Source organism: Paenibacillus typhae, assembly GCF_900099765.1.
Lineage (GTDB): Bacteria > Bacillota > Bacilli > Paenibacillales > Paenibacillaceae > Paenibacillus_AQ > Paenibacillus_AQ typhae.
Map to the genome: position 1 here is coordinate 53,741 of NZ_FNDX01000029.1, position 19,083 is coordinate 72,823.

The following is a 19,083-nucleotide window of genomic DNA, read 5'->3' on the forward strand; positions in this document are numbered from 1 at the left end:
TCAAGCTGTTCCTTTGGGAATTTTTCGGTTATTACAAGCAGGAATAGGGAATTTGAATGTAGAATTATAAATATAGCTAGACACTAAATACCAAATATGTTTGTAATTCAGAGGCGCCAGCTGATGAACAAAGGCAACTCCGCCGAAAGGCGGAAGACGCAAAGCCACCGGTCTAAACCGCAGAAACAGCGGCATGACAGCGGGGACGCTCATATAGTTTGGTTTTTTTGTTGTCTAAATACAACAAGGGAGAGTTGCAATCATGCTGTAACACAGAAACAGCCTGCCCGGCAGGAGCGCTTTGACCTGTATTGAAAACTGTTGAACACTTTCTGAAACATTCATACCATTGCTTCTATTAGTCAAACAAACAGAACGGGAGATGTCCTTAAATGATAGCAGAAACAACAATGCACCCTGAAACGAATACCATTTTTATCAGCCTGCACGGGTTTGCCGACCTCAATGAGACCATTAAAGAGGTGGATATTTTCGAAGCCCAGATGCCTCATCTGCCGCTGAAAGAGATGTCGCTGATCATTGACTGCACCGACATGGCACCCTTCAAACCGGAAATTCTGCCGGTGCTGGAGCGCTGCTACGTGATGTATAACAGCTTTAAGCATGCCGTTCTCGTCAATCCGGTAAAAGTAGTGGCCAAGTCGCAATTGCAGCGTGTAGCGCCAAAAGCCGGCTTTAACGGCCATTTCGTAGATACCGTGGACGAAGCGTGGGCTATTGTAAAAGGGTAGCTTAAGGCACCAAATACACTAACAAAGGTGGGCCGATATGGTTAACGTAAGGATTGCAGGAACTGAAGTGTACCATCCGCCATTCAAAGTTAGCAATGAACAATTGGCTGAACAGGCTGGCGAAGCTGCAGACAAGCTTATTGGCATCTGGGAGTATTTTGGCCGTAAGAATCGTTATTATGCGACCACCTATGAAGAAAGCACGCTGTTTATGGCCATTCAAGCCTCGAAAGCGCTGCTTGCGGGCAGCGGGCTTGGCGGAGAGGATCTCGATATGATCGTTGTCTCCTCGGGCACGCATGAATACAGTGCGCCGACAGACGCAGCCCTGCTGCACCAGGCAATCGGGGGGAAGCAGTCCTGTATTGTATACGACAGCAATGCGAACTGTGTGGGGATGGTAGTTGCCGCAGACCAGGCAGCCCGCTCGATGATGACCAATCCCGGAGTGAGGTATGCGCTGGTTGTCGGCTCTGAGCAGATTGCCCGCTTTTATAAAGAAGGGGATCTGGCTTCAAAAGGACTCTGCGGGGATGCTGCCTGCGCGGTTCTGCTGGAACGGGTAGAGGAAGGGGACTCCGGCCTGATTGATTCCGCTTATTATACCAATACGCAAAAAGCGGAAGACATGCTCTTTCCGTCTGCCGGTATGACCCAGATGTTCGGCGAGCATCTTACGCTTGAAGAAAAAAAGATATATCTGCATCCCGAGTATAATGTCAATGTGGCATTCCCAACAGCCGTGACCAATATTGAAAACCTGCTCCATAAACACGGATATGCCAAAGAAGAGGTTAAGCACTACATTCTCAGCCAGCTGAACCTTTCAGTGATCAAAGAGATTGCCGGCAAGCTGCAGGAGGATGAAGCCAAATTTCCTTATATCGGTGATATTTACGGGTATACAGGGACCAGCAGCCCGTTCATAACACTTCACCATGCCATCAAGGACGGGACACTCATACCCGGTGATTTGTTCTTCATGTGGTCGGTCGGTGCAGGGATTACAAGCTGTGCTACACTGTGGAGGCTCTAACCCGGATCATTACTATAACAGAACCATAGGAAGCCTGCGCAGACTGCGCAGGCTTCCTTCTTTTCCCCGCGGTTTGCCGGGACTCTATATCACTTTGCGATTCCAATGGCAATAGCGGGTGACAGCTCAGGGTCCAGCAGCTTCATCAGCTTCAGCAGATTGCTCTCTGACATGGCGATGCAGCCTGCAGTAGGCTGGCCGGCTCCTCTCCAGATATGCAAAAAGATTGCACTTCCCTTGCCGGGCACCACCGGTTCATCATTATATCTTACTACGACGGCATACTTATACAGCGGGTGCAGGAGACGTTCGTAGGACGCCCAGCGGCTCCCGGGATCTCTGGTAAAGGTTACCCGCTGATTGTATTCGGCAGCGCCGGGGTCATCAATCCAGTAGTCCCGGCTGCCGACTTTGCTGTACGGGAGTTTGAGGCCTTCCGGACCAGCCGCAGAACCGAAGGCTTCCCCGAGCCTGAATACCCCTGAGGGCGTGCGCTTGTCGCCTTCTTTTGTTTTGCCGATGCCGCTTGCACCCAGGGTTACAGGGATGCCTGATAGCACCGTCTTCCAGCTTCCGTCCCGATTCTCGCGTAAAGTAAGCACTCCTGTAGTGGACCGTGAAGATGAGGCTGTTACGACAACCATCTGGCTGGCGCCAAGCTTGCCCGCCTTATACGGCCAGGAGGCCGCGAAGCCGGCGGATGCAGCCTCAGGAGTAAAGGAGCCCAGCACCAGTACAGGCGACAACAAGAGACACATAACGCTTTTCATAATACGTCTGCAGATTGCATGATTCATATGTACACCTCCCTAAGGCTTATTACCTCAGGGAGTCAGGAGGGAATCGCTGGAAGAATGCCTTACAGTCCGAGTGTCGAGCCTTTTTCCAGCCGGAGAATCTGCTGCTCTCCATTGTCGGTCAATTCACGGAACTGGCTGATCGTCTCCCGCATTTTGGGCAGGGCCTCCTGCTTGTAGGTGCTGATGGAGTCGAGGGCGGATAATACGTCGGTGAACGCCTGCTTCAATGTATCGGCTGAGATGCTCGTTTCCAGCGACTGCTTGTGAATCGCAGCACCCTGCTCCTTGAGCATTCGTGAAGTACCACTGATCAGGTTGTCGGTCGTCTGGTTCAACAGCTCAATTTTTTTCAGGACAATCTTCTGGTTGTATAGGGCGCTTGCGACGGTAACTGATATTTTGAGCGCCGAGACGGTCACGTTTCTGGCTCTGTCCACGCCGCGGATCAGCTCCTTGTTGTTGCGGATGACCACCTCGATCGCCATAATTCCCTGCTGGTTGACCACCAGCATCTGCTGCAGATCCATGACCCGCTGGCGGAGCGGGAACAGCACCTCCTCAGTTATGAAGCGGATTTTCTCCTCGGCTTCCCCGCGTACCTTGGCCGCTTCAATCTGCGTCTCAATCTCCTGGTCCATCAGTAGTCCAAGCTCAATTTCCTTCTGCAGCTTCCGGGTCAGCTCACGCAGCGCCTGCTGCTCAATTTGCAGTGTCGTATTATCGTTTTTCAGGATGGTCTTGCCTTTATCCAGCGACAGGATAATGTCGGAGATGACCGCGTCGGCTCTCTGATATTTGGCAAAATAGTGGCGCAGCGGATTGAAGAACCTGCCCAGCAGCCCGCTTTTGGCAAAATCAACAGCACTCGGATCAAGGTCCTTCAGCTGGAGGTGAAGCTCCGTCAAGCCTTTCGCAACCTGGCCGCCTTCATCTCCGGTTTTGGAGAGATTGCCCACGGATACCTGCAGGAGGGCGTTTTTATCCGAAGAGGAGCGCATAGTTCCCATACCGAAGCTGTCAATGGATTGCAGTAGCGCTTGGCGTTTCTCCAAGGACTCCAGATCAAGCTCCAAAATGCTGGTAACATTGCTTTTGGCCAGCTCCTTAAGCCGGGTAAGCTCTTCAGGCTCAGGTTTGGCTTCCTCGGCAATGACAGCCCTCAGCTGCTCTGTGCTCGGGATTTCCATAGTAAAAGACATGACAGACCTCCTTATATAGTTATCTTACATCTGAACATTCAGCAGATTTCCGATTTTGTAGACCACATCGTCCATATCTGCATTGAGGCTCGCAGCCTCGTTGATGGCAGAAATACTTTCCAGTGCTTTGATGTTGGCGTTATAGCCGATGGTGTAGACCGGGATTTTGTAGGTTTCAATCAGGCTGCGGATCTCATCCAGGGAATGACCTTCGTTGGTCTCCCCGTCGCTGAGCAGGAACATGACCGGCTTCACCCCGGGGTTTGCCGCCAGCTCATCCTGGAGCATTTTCATCGCGACTACCATCCCGTCAAAAGTGGCCGTCCCCCCGGCAGCCTGCAGGCTGTTGACTGCCCCGACAAACATGGACTGCTGGTTGGTATCGTATTTGCCGATTGGCAGGTTGATCGTAACGTCACTGGAGTAGGAGACAAAGCCGATGCTGTTGTCCTTTCCGAGATTTTTCTGGCCTTTCAAAAGCGATTCCTTCAGCCGGCTCAGCGGCTCTCCGGCCATGCTGCCCGAGACGTCGGCCACAAATACCGCTGCAAGCGGGGTGCTGCCGTTTTTCTTTTCCTTCCACAGCTTCTGGGCAGAAGCGAGCAGGGAGCCGTCCACCGGAGCCAGCTCGGAGATGTAATCATTCAAGCCGTTAAAGCCCTTTGCCGATGCCAGCTGCTGATATTTATCCTGTGCGGCGAATGCTGCGAATTCCCGGAGAATATCCTGCTTCTGCCCGGGCAGATCGCCGAGTGCATAGAGCGGACTGTCATGTCTGACGCCGAACGGGGTGAAGACGTAACCGTTTTTGAGGTCGGCAGCATTAACAAAGGTCTGGTACTCCAGCACAAAAGCATCCAGCATGCCGGTCTTGGCCGCATCCCGCATCTGCAGCGTGGTTGAGGCGGTAAAAGGCACATTGGCCTGGAATTTTTCAAAGCCCTGCACCGCCTGATCTCCAAGCAGATCTGAGCTGTCAAATGTACCAAGGGCTGTGACCAGAAAGTTAAGCCCTGTCGAGCTTGCAAAAGGATCGGTGTAACCCATAGCTAGCTCATTCGCCGAGATGGCATCTGTGATCGTTTTGACGTTCAAAGCGCCGTATTTCGCAATCAGCTCGTCATACTTCTTTTGAGAGGTAACGACACCTGCGACATTTCCGGCCAGACGACCGGTTACGAGCTCTGTCCTGATTCCGCCTGCTTTTACCATTTCACCCCACAGCTCGTTGGACGGGGAATAAGCATCCGGAATATACTTTCCCGATCTTATGTAATCGGCCGCAGTACCGGAGGCGATATTGCGGATTTTTACCGATGCAGCTGTGCCGTCCACTATAATATTGGCTTCATTAAAAGCCGAGGCCACTTCATTCAGCCAGCCGTCATTGCCGGTTCCGGATTTTTCAGTAGAGGAGAAGATTTCAACATAATGATCCGTGGTATTCTCTACGGAAACCGCAAATTTGGAGATGTCAGGCAGCGAGTCCAGGGCATCTGCCGGATCAAGATCGATCTGGCCTTTAATCGGGTCTGCAAGGTTTACTTTGATCTCCTTGTAGAGCTTGCCCAGCTTCTTATCCGCGTCCTCTGCCGTAATCTCCCCGGTAGATTTGCCCAGATTCGACGTAAGGGTGATTCCGAAATAGACTAAAGCAAATACAGCCGCTGCAATCAGCGCCAGTATCATGAACGTTTTGCCTTTACCGGCCATAAGCATCATCCTCCACTATTGATAGAGTTTCGTCTGAGTTATCAGTGCGCTTAGCTCCTGCATGCAGGGGATTTCTTCAACGGGCTGGTCAATGGTGCCGTCCAGCTCAGAGATTTCCAGCAGCAGCTGATCCAGCTTGAGCAGAATTTCTTCATTGGCACCCAGGAAGGCTTTTATAGACGCGAAAAAATCGTTATACAGTGCGGTTTTCCTTTGGATAAGCTTGTCGGTGAACTGGGCGGGGGTGCGGGAGCCGGCGAAAAGAGAGAACTCGGAGGGCTCAAATAAACGGAACTTGCCGAGAATTCCCCTGATGTTGAGGTAGAGGAGCTTCTCAACTTCGTTAATGACGGTATGGAATTTCCGGTAGCTAAGCTCTCCGGGATCAAATCTTTGAGCAAGCAGGCGGGTCAGTGCGTTTTTTTTCTTATCCATCCGATCCAGCTGGTCGATGGCAAGGGCGGCGTCAATTTTCAGCGCTTTTACCTTTTTATATTGTTCGAGCTGTTCTGTGTAATCGTCAGGCATGGCTGAAGGGAGTATCTCTTTGACGGCCGGAGGTTTGAGCAGCAGCGTATAGCTGGAGTAGAGCACGACGAGCAGACTGATGAACAGCAGGGTTACGGCTGCAGCAGTCTCTATAGCTTCAGTCCCGCCGATTTTCACAGCCAACAGCCCCGGAGACAAAACAGCAATATTAAGAATGACAACACCGGCTATAACGGCCAGCAGCTTGACAGGCCTGTATCTGTTCAGATCAATCACCTCTTTGTATGAGTATATTTGGCTATAGCCTCATTTGATTCATATAATCCTTGGCTGAACAGAAGAGGGGAGGGGAAAACTGGAAATAGCAAATAAAATGTTTACATTTCATGTAATGTATATATACTTGTAATTTAAGACAATAAAAAATAACCGGAAGCTTCCGGCAGGGGAGGAACAACATGAACAGACGTATTAGAGTGGGTATTGCAGGCTATGGAAATCTCGGTAAGGGTGTAGAGCAGGCGATCAGGCAGAATCCGGATATGGAGCTGGTTGCTGTATTTACGCGCAGAGATCCGGAAGGTCTTGCCAAGGAGACTGGCCTTAAGGTGGAACGTCTGGCTGATGCCAAGGAATACATAGATAGAATTGATGTTATGATTCTGTGCGGCGGCTCTGCCACTGATCTGCCTGAGCAGACTCCGCAGCTGGCCAAGCTGTTCAATACCGTAGACAGCTTTGATACACATGCCAAGATCCCGGAGTTTTATGATAAAGTGAATGCAGCTGCGCTGGAGGGCGGCAAGGTCAGTGTTATTTCAACCGGCTGGGACCCGGGCCTGTTCTCCATGAACCGCCTGCTGATGCAGTCCGTGCTCGCAGAGGGGCATGATTATACCTTCTGGGGTAAAGGGGTCAGCCAGGGGCATTCCGATGCAATCCGCCGGGTACCGGGAGTGAAAGCCGGAGTGCAATACACAGTTCCGGTTGAGGAAGTCATAGAGCGCATCCGTTCCGGTGAGACGCCGGAGCTGGCAACCCGTGAGAAGCACCGCCGCAACTGTTATGTCGTGGCTGAAGCAGGTGCTGATCAGGCTGCGATCCGCGAAACCATTGTGAACATGCCGGATTATTTTGCCGATTACGATACGACGGTGACGTTTATTACGGAAGAGGAGCTGGCCGGCGAGCATTCCGGAATGCCGCATGGCGGATTCGTTATCCGCAGCGGGGTTACCGGCAACGGCAACAGACAGATCGCCGAATTCGGGCTGAAGCTGGACAGCAATCCTGAATTCACCGCCAGCGTATTGATCGCCTATACCAGAGCGGCTGCGCGCCTCAGCATGGAGGGAGCTGCCGGTGCCAAAACGGTATTTGATATTCCGCTCGGACTGCTCTCGCCGAAATCGCCGGAAGAGCTGCGCCGGGAGCTGCTGTAGGGGCTGAATACTGCAGGGATAAGATACTGCAGGGATAAAATAGCAGAACAAATAGCTGAACAAATAGCTGAATAAATAGCTGCAAAAAAAACGCGCCGTCAGTGATTCTGCGGCGCGTTTTTAATGTTGAAGTTCCGTTTAGGAGCAGCTCAGGCTGTCCACGGCATTTAGTTGGATTTTGCACATCTAATTTAATGGAATTTCATTAGTTCTAATCATTAGATGGAAAAACAACACTTATATTAGCGTGTTAACCCCAATGGAGACAAAAACAGTGGAATTAAGTGGCGTTTTTCCAACTAGCGGGCTCTAACATGCGGCTGATCATCGAAATAGATGGCGTTTTTCCATTTAGCTTGAACAGCAGCAATTCTCGGTAGTGCAGAAATCATAGATCTGAACAAGCATGAGTGGTTAGGCTTTAGACTACACCCTGGGCCAGCATGGCATCTGCGACCTTCAGGAAGCCGGCGATGTTCGAGCCTGCAACAAGATTGCCGGGCATATCGTACTCCTCGGCCGCCCGGACGCTGCTGCGGTAAATGTTCTTCATAATCATCCGCAGACGCTCATCCACCTCTTCAAACGACCATGAGAGCCGCATCCCGTTCTGGCTCATTTCCAGTCCCGAGACCGCGACACCGCCGGCATTGGCAGCCTTAGCCGGTGCAAAGAGGATCCCCTGCTGCAGGAAGTAATTGATGGCCGGCAGGGTGGAAGGCATATTGGCGCCTTCTCCGACCGCGATTACGCCGCCGGACACAAGCGCACGCGCCGCATCCTCATCGAGCTCATTCTGCGTGGCGCAGGGGAGGGCGATCCTGCAGGGAATTGTCCAGATTCCCGTGCTCCCTTCCGTATATTCAGCATGCGGATGCGCCGTAACATATTCGCTGATCCGTGCGCGCTCCTGCTCCTTCAGCCGCTTGACTGTATCCAGATTGATGCCCTGCGGATCATAGATGTAGCCGCCGGAATCACTGCAGGCAACAACCAGCGCCCCGAGCTGCTGAAGCTTCTCTATGGCATAGATGGACACATTTCCCGAGCCGGAGACAACGACGGTCTGGCCTTCGAAATTCTGACACTGTGCCGCCAACATTTCCTGGACGAAATAGACGAGGCCGTAGCCGGTTGCTTCCTTGCGTGCCAGGCTTCCGCCGTACAGCAGGCCTTTGCCGGTCAGCACTCCGGCCTCATGGCCGCCGTGGATGCGCTTGTACTGTCCGAACATGTAGCCGATCTCCCGGGCGCCTACACCGATATCTCCTGCCGGAATATCGGTATCCTGGCCGATATGGCGGTAGAGCTCGGTCATAAAGCTCTGGGTAAACGCCATTACTTCGCGGTCGGATTTACCCTTCGGGTCAAAATCTGAACCGCCTTTGCCGCCGCCGATCGGCAGTCCGGTCAGGGCATTTTTGAAAATTTGCTCAAAGCCGAGAAATTTGATGATTCCCGAATACACGGAAGGGTGGAAGCGGAGACCGCCTTTATAAGGGCCGATAGCACTGTTAAACTGCACCCTGTAGCCGCGGTTGACCCGGACCGCTCCGGCATCATCTGTCCAGGGTACCCGGAAGGAGATGGTGCGTTCCGGTTCGACAAGCCGCTCCAGCACGGCATTTGCCTGATATTGCGGATGGCGGGCCAGCACAGGGACCAGACATTCCAGAATCTCTTTTACCGCCTGATGAAATTCCTGCTCCAGCGGGTCACGGCGGGTAACCTCACTGTATACGCGTTGCACATATTCTTCAGCTGAAGCTGTTGCTGATGCTGTTGATGAAAGGGTAGACACTTGAACCAACACTCCCTGTTTATGTATTTTGTAAGTTAGCTTGCTGCGGACGGCACGATATTATTAAGAATTTAAAAGAATTTTACTAAAACCTGACATGAAATTACCAATCAATTCTTTTTTGATAGGCAATTAATAAATTCTATAAAACTAACAAACAGTGTTATATTTATGCATTGAAAAACAAAAAAAGATATCCCATAACGCCTGCTCAGGCGTATGGAATATCTCATTTAGCGTTTCTTTAATCTGTGCGGACAACCGATCCTCCGGCAGCTTTGCGCAGCCTGTTCATTATGGCGGAGCCTAGACCGGAGTCCGGACAAGCCTCGGCAATGATGTAGTCTGCCGAGACTTCATCAAAGTACCGGAGGGCGCTATAGAGACTCCGCGCCCCTTCTTCCAGTGCGGCTAACGGGCCGAGTGAAACAATATAGTCTGCGGCATCGTCAGAATACAGGACGCGGTGCTCCTCGAACAGCAGCAGTCCGGTCTTCTCGCCGCGTCCGCGTGCTTCCATTAGCAGCGCGGCTGCAGTGTCCGCCGCCCGCTGCGGCGATGTGCCGCTTACTATGGAGAGCGAGCCCTGCGGCGCATAATGCGTGTATTTCATGCCCGGCGAGCGCGGCGCCGGGCTGCTGTCTGCGCCGGCGTCCACTCCGCCGGCCTGCGCTGCCCCGCCGGGTTCCCCGGAAGGCGGGGCAGCAACGGCACCGGCTACTGCCGACAGCTGCTCGGCAGTAATCCCGCCCGGACGGAGGATGACGGCGGTTCCGTCCGGCTGTACCTGGACTACCGTCGATTCTACGCCGACTCCGGTAGGCCCGTCATCGAGGACCCCGCCGATGTAACCGGCGAGGTCCTCCATCACGTGGGCGGCCGCCGTGGGGCTCGGCCGCCCGGAGCGGTTGGCGCTCGGTGCTGCCACGGGGCAGCCGGAGCGCTCAAGCAGGGCCAGCGCCGCCGGGTGATCCGGCATGCGCACGGCAACGGTGTCCAGTCCCGCGGTTACACGCGGGGACAGGACACCGGGGCGTACCGGTAGCACCAGGGACAGCGGGCCGGGCCAGAAGGCATCCATCAGGGCGGCGGCGGCCGGATGGATGTCTGAGACAAGCCCGCCGAGCTGCTCCCGCCGGGCAATATGCACAATCAGCGGATTGTCGGAGGGACGGCCCTTGGCGGCGAATACGGCCTCAACGGCAGCGGTATTCCGCGCATCCGCGCCAAGTCCGTAGACGGTTTCCGTCGGAAAAGCGACCGTTCCCCCGCCGGCCAGAATGGCGGCAGCTTCGGCAAGCGACTGCTGGTCTGCAGCAGAATATTGCCGCTCAGCAGCACTGCTTCCGGCAGGCTCCAGCCGCCAGTAACGGGTTTCGCTGTATGGTTGTGTCCTGTGCTGGACAGCAAAGGAAAAAGGGTCGGACATCATAGTTGCATCACGAACTTTCTGTTGGAATTTCTGTGCAGCGGACTGAAACGGGATTCAGCTGATCCTGTAAATAGTAACATACCTGTCCGTTAATTTACAGGGATAACCGGCGTTCTCACAGCTGCAGCAGAAACAGATTTGCCGTCTGAATAGGCACAGGGCATAAAATGGGGTACATTACTTGAGATGGAAGATTAAAGAAATGATTCTGCGGGGGATGCATTCCGCAAGAAGCCAGCGACAACGGGAGGAGACGTCAATATGCGTAAAATGGCAATACAGTTTATGGCAGTCATTATGAGCGCAGTTTTGTTTGTACCGGCAGGTGCACGGGAAGTGGAAGCTGCCGCCGGGCTTCGCGCGGTCAGTGTGGCGGGCGGAACTGCCCACGGATTGGCCGCATGGAGCGACGGAACGGTTACAGGCTGGGGGTATAACAAGTTCGGCCAGGTTGGTGACGGAACCACAATTGATCAATACATCCAGCGGCGAATTTCCGGACTCGCAGGTATCGTTCAAGTGGCTGCCGGAACCAACAATTCCTTTGCCCTGAGCGCAGAAGGGGAAGTATGGGGCTGGGGCTCAACCTACGGGACCTATACGAGCACTGACCCATTGTCACCTGTACAAAAAAGCGGTCCGCTCAAGCTCGGAGGATTGCAGAATGTGGCTTCAATCGTCACGAATGGTTATACAGGCCTGGCGGTAAAAAAGGACGGCACAGCAACGATGTGGTACCCGTCTTACGAATCAGCGGATAACAGCCCGATGAGAATGATCGTACGTTACCTTCCGCTTCCCGGTATTTCGGGCATCAAATCGGCTGTCATTGCCGGTAACGATGCGCTGTTTCTTACCGGTGACGGTGCTGTAAAACAGCTGAGCATCTATAACAGCGTATACGGCAGAGTCCGCTGGGCCAGTGATCCCTTCACTGTGAACACACTTGCCGGTTCAGGGATCAGACAAATCGCCGCCTCGGGTGACAATGATGCCTTCCTGCTGCGCACAGACGGTCAGGTACTGCGCTGGAACCGTACGCTGCAGACACCGTCTGCGGTTTCAGGTCTGGGCAGCAGCTATAAGCTTCAGACAGGCAGCAAGAAGCTGTTTGTGATAAAGATGAACGGGACGCTCTGGCAGTGGAATTACAATGCGGGTGAAGCAATCAAGCCGTTCCAGATCAAAAATGCCCGGAGCATCACCGAAGTATGGGGCACCACGGGAACCTTCGGCTTTGCCCAGCGCAAGGACGGCACGCTGCTGGGCTGGGGGGAAGGGTTTTACGGCGGTCTTGCAGCGGGCAGCGGTACTGTAACCAATGACGAGACCATAGAAGCCATACCGGTTCAGCAACCGCTTCAATATACGGTGAACGGGCAGGCCGTTGATTTTTACGGGACTTCGGCTGTGATCGGAGGCAGGCTGTATGTTCCTTATACCAGTGTGTTTAAGGCGCTTGGAGTGAAGGCGAATATGAGCCTGTCCAATCCTGATCCGAAATACAACAACTACCGGTTTAACGTATGGTCATTTGTCTATGGTGATACCACCTTGCACATCAAAACCACAGATCCGGCACAGCTGTTCATTAACGGCAAAAAATCAGAACAGGCGGTTACGCTGCATATCTATTCAGACACCACCATCTTCCCGCTACAGCAGCTCAGTGAACTGCTCGGTATACGTGTAGACTGGAATCCGGCAACAGGTGAAGTGCGGCTGGAGGGCTGATCTGGCCAATAGAATCCCTTAGTCGCTGTCATTCTCTTTTATAACCGGTAATACAAGCGGGTCTTACACAGTGAATTGGAGGTTTGGCTTAAATTTAAATCATTTAAGGGTTGACACCACCTGACTTGCCGTGTAACATATGAAAAGTCGTCATGCTAATAACTTCAATATTTCTCGTATAACCCCGCAGCCGTTAAGGCATGGATAGGGCGGGGGTTTCTACAGGAAGCCTATTCTTCCTAACTACGATGATATAGACCGGTTGAGCGGTTCTTATCACGGAGTTAGGATTTTTTGCGTGCTGCGGCAATTCACAGATAAGAAGTTCAGAAGATTCAGGAGGCCTATTTAACATGAAAGATATGAAATATCTGATTTCCGTGCTGATCGGAGCGATGAGCTACGGTATCCTGTCCACCATTGTTGTACTGGCATACGGCCAGGGTTACAAGCTTGGGGAAGTAGTAGGGACACAGCTGCTGACCGGCTGCATACTGGCCTGGCTGCTGGCTGCCTTCACCAAAATGAGATTAAACCGCAAGCGGAGCAGCGGCGGAAGCACAGCGCCAGCGGATACACCCGCATTTCAGGCGCTTACCTGGAAGCGCCGGCTGCTGCTGATGCTGGCCGGAGCACCGACTGTGGTTACGGGCCTGCTCTACTATCAGTCCCTGCGCTACATTCCGGCATCGCTGGCGATCATTCTGCTGTTCCAGTTCACCTGGATCAGTGTGCTGATCCAGGCTGTCAGCAAACGTCAGCGTCCGGATAAAATCACCATGCTGACCCTGCTGCTGCTGTTCGGCGGCACTCTGCTGGCAGCAGGAATTCTGGGCCAGGGAACCTCCCGGTTCAACCTGCTGGGGGTTGCACTCGGGCTGCTGTCAGCCGTCAGCTATTCCCTGTTCATTATTTTCAGCGGCAAAGCCGTTCCGTCAGCGCATCCGGCATACCGCAGCGCATGGATGGTCACCGGCGGCATGGTACTGCTGTTCATCATGTTCCCGCCGCACTTCCTCTTTAACGGGCTACTGTGGGGACCGCTGCTGCTGTTCGGCTTTCTGCTGGGTCTGTTCGGCGCATTTATTCCGCCGGTTATGTTCGCGATCGGAGTGCCGCATATCGGCGGAGGGATGGCCGGAATACTGGGTGCTGCCGAGCTGCCGGTAGCCGTTCTGATGTCGTCCTTCGTCCTGAATGAGCATGTCAGCGGCTTGCAGTGGATCGGGGTTGTACTGGTCCTGCTGGGAGTTGTACTGCCAGAGCTGTATAAGCTGCGCTGGAGTAATTCGGAGGCCGTTGCTTCTTAATCGGCTGCCAATCTAATAAGAGGTGTCCCAAAAGCCGCAACCGGCGGATTGGGACACCTCTTTTTGCCGGGCTCGGCCAAAAGAATTAGGCCCGGCTTCCTTTTTCACAGATCCGGACGACCTTCCTGTGATTCATCCATTCCATATTTGTCCAAGTGTTCACAATAGGCCAAATCATTCACTCTACAGGAGGCTAAGACATGAAACGACTACAGGAGACCTTGGCGAAAACGGGCAGGGCTGTGCTGCTGGGAGCAGCGTTGACTCTTGCTGGAGGCACGCTGGCGGAAGGCGCACAGCCGGTCTCTGCGGCTGCCGCAGCTGATGCCCAGGCCGTCTACAACCAGTTCCGTAAATATGTCAGCAATCCGTCAAGCCTGGCTCAGGCACGCAAATACCTGATCAACCATATTGATGAAGCCGGCTCATGGTATGCAACCGTAATGACGCTGCAGCTGGAAAACGCCCAGAAGGCGGAGCTGGAACGTTTTTCGGAAAAAATCTATCCGGAGCGTGTACAGAAGGTGCTGATGGAAGCTGACATCACCAATGATCTGACCTATACACAGCTGCTGCAGCGGATAAAGGATACCGGAGTCCGCCAGCTTATCGAAGAGACCTGGGATAAAGGGTATAAGCTGGAGAGCAGTGAGGGTATGTATTATCCGGTGATGCATTATGAAGGATTTAAGGTGTTTAAGCCATATATCGGCAAAGACATTTCAGCTTATATTGATATCATGGCAGCAGAGAGCAATAAGCCGGCAACTTTTGATGCTGCTGTGGTTATAAGCTGGGATGAGCTGATCGGCAGAGCGGCAACCATGAGTGATTTTGTACAGGATTATCCAAAATCGAACCGTATTGCCGCTGTAAGGGAAGAACTATCCTATTCTGTTCCCATGGTGCTGCTTGGAGCAGATAATACCCCTGCCTATGATTACGATACCAATGTGCTGGACCCTGAGCTCCGCCGGGCCTACGATGATGTTCTGATGGAGGGTCCCGGTGACAATGAAGTGCTGAACATCCTTTCCAAGCTGATTCCGCTGCTGGACGCTTCCGGGAATAAGCGGACCGGGGAGGTTTCAGCTTATCTGGAGCAGGTGGTAGACCATTATACCAATCTCTGATCTGACATCCTTACAGGAAGAACTGACTTTGAACCGGCGATAAAAGATTAAAGCAGACAAAAAAGGACTGAACAGCATCCCCGGACAGGGAGTGGTTCAGTCCTTTTTTACATAAAAAAATGCCTTATACCTTATATATGGCGAAAATGTGAAACTTATAAATTTTATACCCCTATTATACCATAAAATAACAAAAAAATCAAGTATTGTTTACCCGGGTGACCGGATGTTACAACTGGAGTGAGGTGATAAAAGATGAAAAATAGAAGCTTAACTGCTCTGGTCAGCGCGTTTGCCAGAGCCTATCATGCAGAGTATAACCAGCATCCCGTATTTAATGATAGTCTTGCCAGGGCTATGCTGACAGATGAGGAGTACCATAACATCGGAGTTCAAATGTCCCAAGGGATCGGGTTCTTTCTGCCGGATTTCAAAGGTTCACAGGAGGAAGCACTGCGGGCAGTTGTTGACTTCCAGCTGTCTCCGACTCCGCTTGGCCGGGCAGCCTTTACCGAGCAGGCACTGCATAATGCGGTAATGCTGGGAGCAGGCCAGTATTTGATCCTTGGGGCCGGATATGACACGTTTGCTTACCGCCAGCCGGAGTGGGCAAGTCAACTGCAGATCTACGAGATTGATCATCCTGCAACTGCAGAAGACAAGCGGCGTAGAACTGCCGAACTTCTTCCCCCGAAGCCTGCCAATGTACATGAGGTGCCTGCTGATTTGGCAGAACCACGGTGGGAGAAGCTCCTCCTGGCGGCTCCGGAATTTGATCCGTCCCGCATCAGCTTCAGCAGCCTGCTTGGCATCAGCTACTATCTGACCAAAACTGAGTTTGAGCAGCTGCTGTCTGTGCTTGCAGAGCTGCTTCCTGCCGGAAGCAGCTTTGCTTTTGATTATCCCGACGGCCGTACATTTACTCCGGAAGCCGGGGAACGGACTCAGAAGCAGATTAAGATTGCCGCACAGGCAGGCGAACCCATGCAGGCAAGCTATACTTATCCGGAGCTGGAGCAGCTGCTGGAGGATTGCGGGCTTCTTATCTACAGGCACCTGACACCGCCGGAAATAACCAAAGAGCTGTTTCAGGCCTACAATGACAAGCAGCCGGAGCATCCTCTTAGCGCTTTTGATAACGTGAACTATTGCCTGGCAGTAAAAAGATAAAGTGTAAACCGCCCCTTTAGCAGTTCGTCCATGTTATTTGCCCGAAAAGTCCATGTTCAATGCCTGCGGATTTCTCTATCATAACTACTATGATAATGATTATCATTATTAATAAATTTTATTTTGGAGAGTGGTAGCAGGCTATGAAAAAGAGAATTTTGGGTATGGTACTTGCCGGGGCTATGGCACTGGGTATCGGTTCAGCGGCAAGCGTGAGTGCAGCTCCAGCCAACGTTGCAAAAGCCACAACGGCCACGCAGAAGATTACTTATAAAGGCAAGGTATATACCGTACCGGCAAAGACTGATAATATCGTCATTACCGGGGCGCTGGAAGCAATGGAAGACGCGCTGGTATTGAATTTTAAACCAAAAGGCATGATTACAGTCGGGGGTAAATTCCCTGCATTGTTCTCTAAAATTTCAACCGGGGTTAAGGGAATCGGCGAAAAAACAGAGCCTGACTTCGAAGCCATTCTGAAGATCAAGCCTGCCGTTATTCTCAGCAGCACCAAGTTCCCGGCTGAAACCAATGAAAAGCTGGCTAAAATTGCGACAACCATTCCTGTATCCCATATTGCAACAGACTGGATGGACAACCTGAAGCTGCTCGCTGCGCTGACCGGTAAGCAGAAGGAATCCACACAGGCCATTGTTAAATACCAGAATGAGCTGAAGGTAGCCAAGACTAAGCTTGCCCCTAAATTTAAGGATAAGACAGTAGTAGCGGTACGTATCCGCAGCGGCAGCCTGTTCCTGTATCCTAAGGATGTCTTCTTCAACCGTTCCCTGTACGCGGATCTCGGCGCAGCCGTGCCGAAAGAAGTACAGTCGGTAAAGGCACAGCAGAATATTTCACTGGAAGCCTTCGCTGCAATCAATCCGGACTACCTGTTTGTGCAATTCTCAAAAGATGAGAATGCAGACAACCCTAAGGCACTGGAAGAGCTGCAGAAGAACGCCATCTGGAAGAGCCTGAAAGCTGTGAAGAGCGGAAATGTTTATGTTAATCTGGTAGACCCGCTGGCCCAAGGCGGAACAGCCTACAGCAAGTTCTCCTTCCTTGAAGCTTTGATGAAGACCAAGCTGTACACAGGCAAATAAAGAGAATTCACATATAATTTTCATAAAAATGCAGGGAGCCGGAGAACGGCTCTCCTTTTTTTACGTCTACAAATAAAAAAATCAGATAACAGTGTTTTATTTTACAAAAAGGAGTATTCGATCAAGTATTTCTATGGTACAATTTAACTAATTTGTCGAAAAAGCTCGCATAAGGGCGGATTGTAACAGAGCGGGGATGCTGCCGCTTCATTACCGGATTCCCTGGGAATGCCTCCCGGGCCATTGCCCGGCTGGATATTCACGGATTCAAACGGCAAAGCCAGCAAATTACAACAAGAAAGCGGTGTTTAGATGAGTAGCAGATTTAATGGGAAAGTAGCGATCGTAACCGGAGCAGGAAGCGGTATCGGACGGGCTACTGCCCTCAAGCTTGCCAGTGAAGGTGCATCAGTAGTCTGTGTGACCATTTCCGAATCAGGAAAAGCTACAGTCCGTGAAATCACTGAACAGGGCGGAGAGGCGCTTTTTATCCAGGGCGACGTTTCTAAAGAGCCAGTTGTACAGGGCGTTATCCAAGAAACCATCGAACGCTACGGGAAAATTGACTGCCTGTATAACAACGCAGCCATCACCGGTGACAACACGCTTGTAGTAGACTATCCTTTGGAAACGTTCAACCGCGTTATCGAAACAAATCTCTACAGCCAGTTTATGATGATGAAATATGCGCTGCCGCACATGACGTCAGGTTCATCCATTCTGAACTGCGCCTCCCTGCATGGTACAATCGGCATGGCCGGCGATGCCGCATACTCCGCAAGCAAGCACGCCATTATCGGCTTGACCAAATCTGTAGCGGCTGAGGTGGGTCACCTCAACATCCGTGCAAATGTGCTTGCACCGGGACCGGTTCCGACTGTGATGATGGGCCGTTATGAGCGTCTACTGTCCGATGATGTGGAAGGTCTGCAGGCGGCAATAGCCTCCGGTACAGCACTTAAGCGTTATGGAACTCCAGAAGAAGTGGCGAACTTTGTCTGCTTCCTGCTGAGTGACGAGGCCGGTTTCATTACAGGTACTGTTCATTTGATTGACGGTGGCTATTCGGCTACCAAATAATAGCTCTTCCTGACAGGGAACTGTATATTATTAAATACATTAATTATATTCCTTTTTCTCTCAACAAAGCTTAAACAAAAACCGATATAAATCATATGTACATATGATTTAATATTATACTTGGAGGAATCAGCATGCCTTACACAATGGAAGTTAACACAGCAAAAAATCAAGTGGTTGTAAAAGCAATGGGTCTTACCGAAGCAGACGTGCCTTCTTACATCTCCGATTTCGAAAAAGCAATGAAGCAGCTCAAACCGGGCTTCACCGGGATTACTGATGTAACAGGTTCCCCGACTATTCTGTCGCCTGAGGTTGCTGCAATGCTGGCTCCTACAGGCGAAATGGCTGTTGCCAACGGCCTTGGCGGCTGGGTATATGTCGCTAACTCTCCAATCTGGAAAATGCAGATGAAGAGACTGTTCGGCAGCTTTGCCGTACACTATCCGACTTATGAGGAAGCAGATGCTTACCTGCAAAGCCTGAAGAAATAAGCTGCAGCAATACAAGAAGGGCCCTTCGGGGCCTTTTTTTTATATAGCGTGCCCAGAGGCACGCATTATCTAGTTGGTGAAAGTCCAACCAAAGGAGGGACCAAGCCACCTTTGTAGCTAGGATGCTTGCGCATGGCGAAATCTATGTGTAAAAGCGCATCGACAAAAGTACCGGTCAGAGAGCGGGCGAGCAACAATCCAGGCCGCAACATCAAGTGAATCCTGCCGCGTCGTCAAAAAGGCCCTGCAAAGGGAAAAAGAGGGTGCCGAGTCTCGTGCATATAGACGAAGGCCAAGGAAGCTGTGCAGAACTTGGAACAGCAGTGAAGAATCCTCCGGCGTAATGGGAACGGCATGGATTGAAAGATAGTGCAGTGAACTGGGGAGACCCTCCC

The 19,083-nt window shown here is 51.9% G+C and carries 16 protein-coding genes and 2 riboswitches; of the genes, 10 read left to right on the top strand and 6 right to left on the bottom strand.

Features of this window, described 5'->3' with window-relative positions:
- Positions 1–122 precede the first annotated feature (122 nt).
- Positions 123–213: riboswitch (cyclic di-GMP riboswitch) on the top strand.
- Positions 214–392: 179 nt separating this feature from the next.
- Both BLR64_RS20410 and BLR64_RS20415 read left to right on the top strand, forming a co-directional pair.
- Complete coding sequence (locus tag BLR64_RS20410; RefSeq protein ID WP_090716953.1) at positions 393–752, top strand: hypothetical protein; 360 nt, start codon at positions 393–395, stop codon at positions 750–752.
- A gap of 37 nt (positions 753–789) precedes the next feature.
- Positions 790–1,788 carry a ketoacyl-ACP synthase III gene (locus BLR64_RS20415; RefSeq protein ID WP_090716955.1) on the top strand — a complete coding sequence of 333 codons (999 nt, stop codon included), beginning with the start codon at positions 790–792 and terminating at the stop codon, positions 1,786–1,788.
- Between the two features lie 89 nt (positions 1,789–1,877).
- Here BLR64_RS20415 and BLR64_RS20420 read toward each other — a convergent pair whose 3' ends face one another.
- The 4 genes from BLR64_RS20420 to BLR64_RS20435 all read right to left on the bottom strand — a co-directional run bounded on the left by BLR64_RS20420 (position 1,878) and on the right by BLR64_RS20435 (position 6,166).
- Positions 1,878–2,585, bottom strand: a complete 708-nt coding sequence (locus BLR64_RS20420) for a L,D-transpeptidase family protein (protein ID WP_244157785.1) — start codon at positions 2,583–2,585, stop codon at positions 1,878–1,880.
- A 62-nt stretch (positions 2,586–2,647) separates the two neighbouring features.
- The gene (locus BLR64_RS20425) at positions 2,648–3,787 is read right to left on the bottom strand and encodes a toxic anion resistance protein (RefSeq protein ID WP_090716956.1); all 1,140 of its coding nucleotides are present in this window, start codon (positions 3,785–3,787) and stop codon (positions 2,648–2,650) included.
- 24 nt (positions 3,788–3,811) lie between these two features.
- Positions 3,812–5,500, bottom strand: coding sequence for a VWA domain-containing protein (locus tag BLR64_RS20430; RefSeq protein WP_090716958.1), 1,689 nt, complete (start codon positions 5,498–5,500; stop codon positions 3,812–3,814).
- A 15-nt stretch (positions 5,501–5,515) separates the two neighbouring features.
- Complete coding sequence (locus BLR64_RS20435; RefSeq protein WP_244157786.1) at positions 5,516–6,166, bottom strand: hypothetical protein; 651 nt, start codon at positions 6,164–6,166, stop codon at positions 5,516–5,518.
- Positions 6,167–6,447: 281 nt separating this feature from the next.
- On the opposite strand from BLR64_RS20435, the gene BLR64_RS20440 reads away from it, so the two are divergent.
- Positions 6,448–7,431, top strand: coding sequence for a diaminopimelate dehydrogenase (locus BLR64_RS20440; protein ID WP_090716959.1), 984 nt, complete (start codon positions 6,448–6,450; stop codon positions 7,429–7,431).
- 421 nt (positions 7,432–7,852) lie between these two features.
- Here BLR64_RS20440 and gdhA read toward each other — a convergent pair whose 3' ends face one another.
- Positions 7,853–9,232 carry an NADP-specific glutamate dehydrogenase gene (gene gdhA, locus BLR64_RS20445; RefSeq protein ID WP_090716961.1) on the bottom strand — a complete coding sequence of 460 codons (1,380 nt, stop codon included), beginning with the start codon at positions 9,230–9,232 and terminating at the stop codon, positions 7,853–7,855.
- A 244-nt stretch (positions 9,233–9,476) separates the two neighbouring features.
- Positions 9,477–10,664 (bottom strand): L-threonylcarbamoyladenylate synthase, encoded by a 1,188-nt coding sequence (locus BLR64_RS20450; RefSeq protein WP_090716962.1) that lies wholly within the window; start codon positions 10,662–10,664, stop codon positions 9,477–9,479.
- Between the two features lie 261 nt (positions 10,665–10,925).
- On the opposite strand from BLR64_RS20450, the gene BLR64_RS20455 reads away from it, so the two are divergent.
- The 7 genes from BLR64_RS20455 to BLR64_RS20485 all read left to right on the top strand — a co-directional run bounded on the left by BLR64_RS20455 (position 10,926) and on the right by BLR64_RS20485 (position 18,688).
- The gene (locus BLR64_RS20455) at positions 10,926–12,398 is read left to right on the top strand and encodes a stalk domain-containing protein (RefSeq protein ID WP_090716964.1); all 1,473 of its coding nucleotides are present in this window, start codon (positions 10,926–10,928) and stop codon (positions 12,396–12,398) included.
- A gap of 154 nt (positions 12,399–12,552) precedes the next feature.
- Positions 12,553–12,664, top strand: a riboswitch (purine riboswitch).
- Between the two features lie 96 nt (positions 12,665–12,760).
- The gene (locus tag BLR64_RS20460) at positions 12,761–13,708 is read left to right on the top strand and encodes an EamA family transporter (RefSeq protein WP_090716982.1); all 948 of its coding nucleotides are present in this window, start codon (positions 12,761–12,763) and stop codon (positions 13,706–13,708) included.
- 200 nt (positions 13,709–13,908) lie between these two features.
- On the top strand, positions 13,909–14,841 hold the full coding sequence (locus BLR64_RS20465) for a hypothetical protein (protein ID WP_090716965.1): 933 nt from the start codon (positions 13,909–13,911) through the stop codon (positions 14,839–14,841).
- Positions 14,842–15,096: 255 nt separating this feature from the next.
- Positions 15,097–16,011: a class I SAM-dependent methyltransferase gene (locus BLR64_RS20470; protein ID WP_090716967.1), complete on the top strand. Its 915-nt coding sequence runs from the start codon at positions 15,097–15,099 to the stop codon at positions 16,009–16,011.
- Between the two features lie 143 nt (positions 16,012–16,154).
- Positions 16,155–17,114, top strand: a complete 960-nt coding sequence (locus BLR64_RS20475; protein ID WP_090716968.1) for an ABC transporter substrate-binding protein — start codon at positions 16,155–16,157, stop codon at positions 17,112–17,114.
- A 312-nt stretch (positions 17,115–17,426) separates the two neighbouring features.
- Entirely contained in the window at positions 17,427–18,194 is a 768-nt protein-coding gene (locus BLR64_RS20480) for an SDR family NAD(P)-dependent oxidoreductase (RefSeq protein WP_090716970.1), read from the top strand.
- Between the two features lie 134 nt (positions 18,195–18,328).
- Positions 18,329–18,688, top strand: coding sequence for an MDR/zinc-dependent alcohol dehydrogenase-like family protein (locus tag BLR64_RS20485; RefSeq protein ID WP_090716971.1), 360 nt, complete (start codon positions 18,329–18,331; stop codon positions 18,686–18,688).
- Positions 18,689–19,083 lie beyond the last annotated feature (395 nt).

What these genes read in the sequence shown, in the direction of transcription:
- BLR64_RS20460 (WP_090716982.1), top strand. Translation starts at nt 12,761, where the DNA reads ATGAAATATCTGATTTCCGTGCTGATCGGAGCGATGAGCTACGGTATC.
- BLR64_RS20415 (WP_090716955.1), top strand. Translation starts at nt 790, where the DNA reads ATGGTTAACGTAAGGATTGCAGGAACTGAAGTGTACCATCCGCCATTC.
- BLR64_RS20480 (WP_090716970.1), top strand. Translation starts at nt 17,427, where the DNA reads ATGAGTAGCAGATTTAATGGGAAAGTAGCGATCGTAACCGGAGCAGGA.
- BLR64_RS20465 (WP_090716965.1), top strand. Translation starts at nt 13,909, where the DNA reads ATGAAACGACTACAGGAGACCTTGGCGAAAACGGGCAGGGCTGTGCTG.
- BLR64_RS20430 (WP_090716958.1), bottom strand. Translation starts at nt 5,500, where the DNA reads ATGGCCGGTAAAGGCAAAACGTTCATGATACTGGCGCTGATTGCAGCG.
- BLR64_RS20410 (WP_090716953.1), top strand. Translation starts at nt 393, where the DNA reads ATGATAGCAGAAACAACAATGCACCCTGAAACGAATACCATTTTTATC.
- BLR64_RS20440 (WP_090716959.1), top strand. Translation starts at nt 6,448, where the DNA reads ATGAACAGACGTATTAGAGTGGGTATTGCAGGCTATGGAAATCTCGGT.
- BLR64_RS20420 (WP_244157785.1), bottom strand. Translation starts at nt 2,585, where the DNA reads ATGAATCATGCAATCTGCAGACGTATTATGAAAAGCGTTATGTGTCTC.
- BLR64_RS20425 (WP_090716956.1), bottom strand. Translation starts at nt 3,787, where the DNA reads ATGTCTTTTACTATGGAAATCCCGAGCACAGAGCAGCTGAGGGCTGTC.
- BLR64_RS20455 (WP_090716964.1), top strand. Translation starts at nt 10,926, where the DNA reads ATGCGTAAAATGGCAATACAGTTTATGGCAGTCATTATGAGCGCAGTT.
- BLR64_RS20450 (WP_090716962.1), bottom strand. Translation starts at nt 10,664, where the DNA reads ATGATGTCCGACCCTTTTTCCTTTGCTGTCCAGCACAGGACACAACCA.
- BLR64_RS20475 (WP_090716968.1), top strand. Translation starts at nt 16,155, where the DNA reads ATGAAAAAGAGAATTTTGGGTATGGTACTTGCCGGGGCTATGGCACTG.
- BLR64_RS20470 (WP_090716967.1), top strand. Translation starts at nt 15,097, where the DNA reads ATGAAAAATAGAAGCTTAACTGCTCTGGTCAGCGCGTTTGCCAGAGCC.
- BLR64_RS20485 (WP_090716971.1), top strand. Translation starts at nt 18,329, where the DNA reads ATGCCTTACACAATGGAAGTTAACACAGCAAAAAATCAAGTGGTTGTA.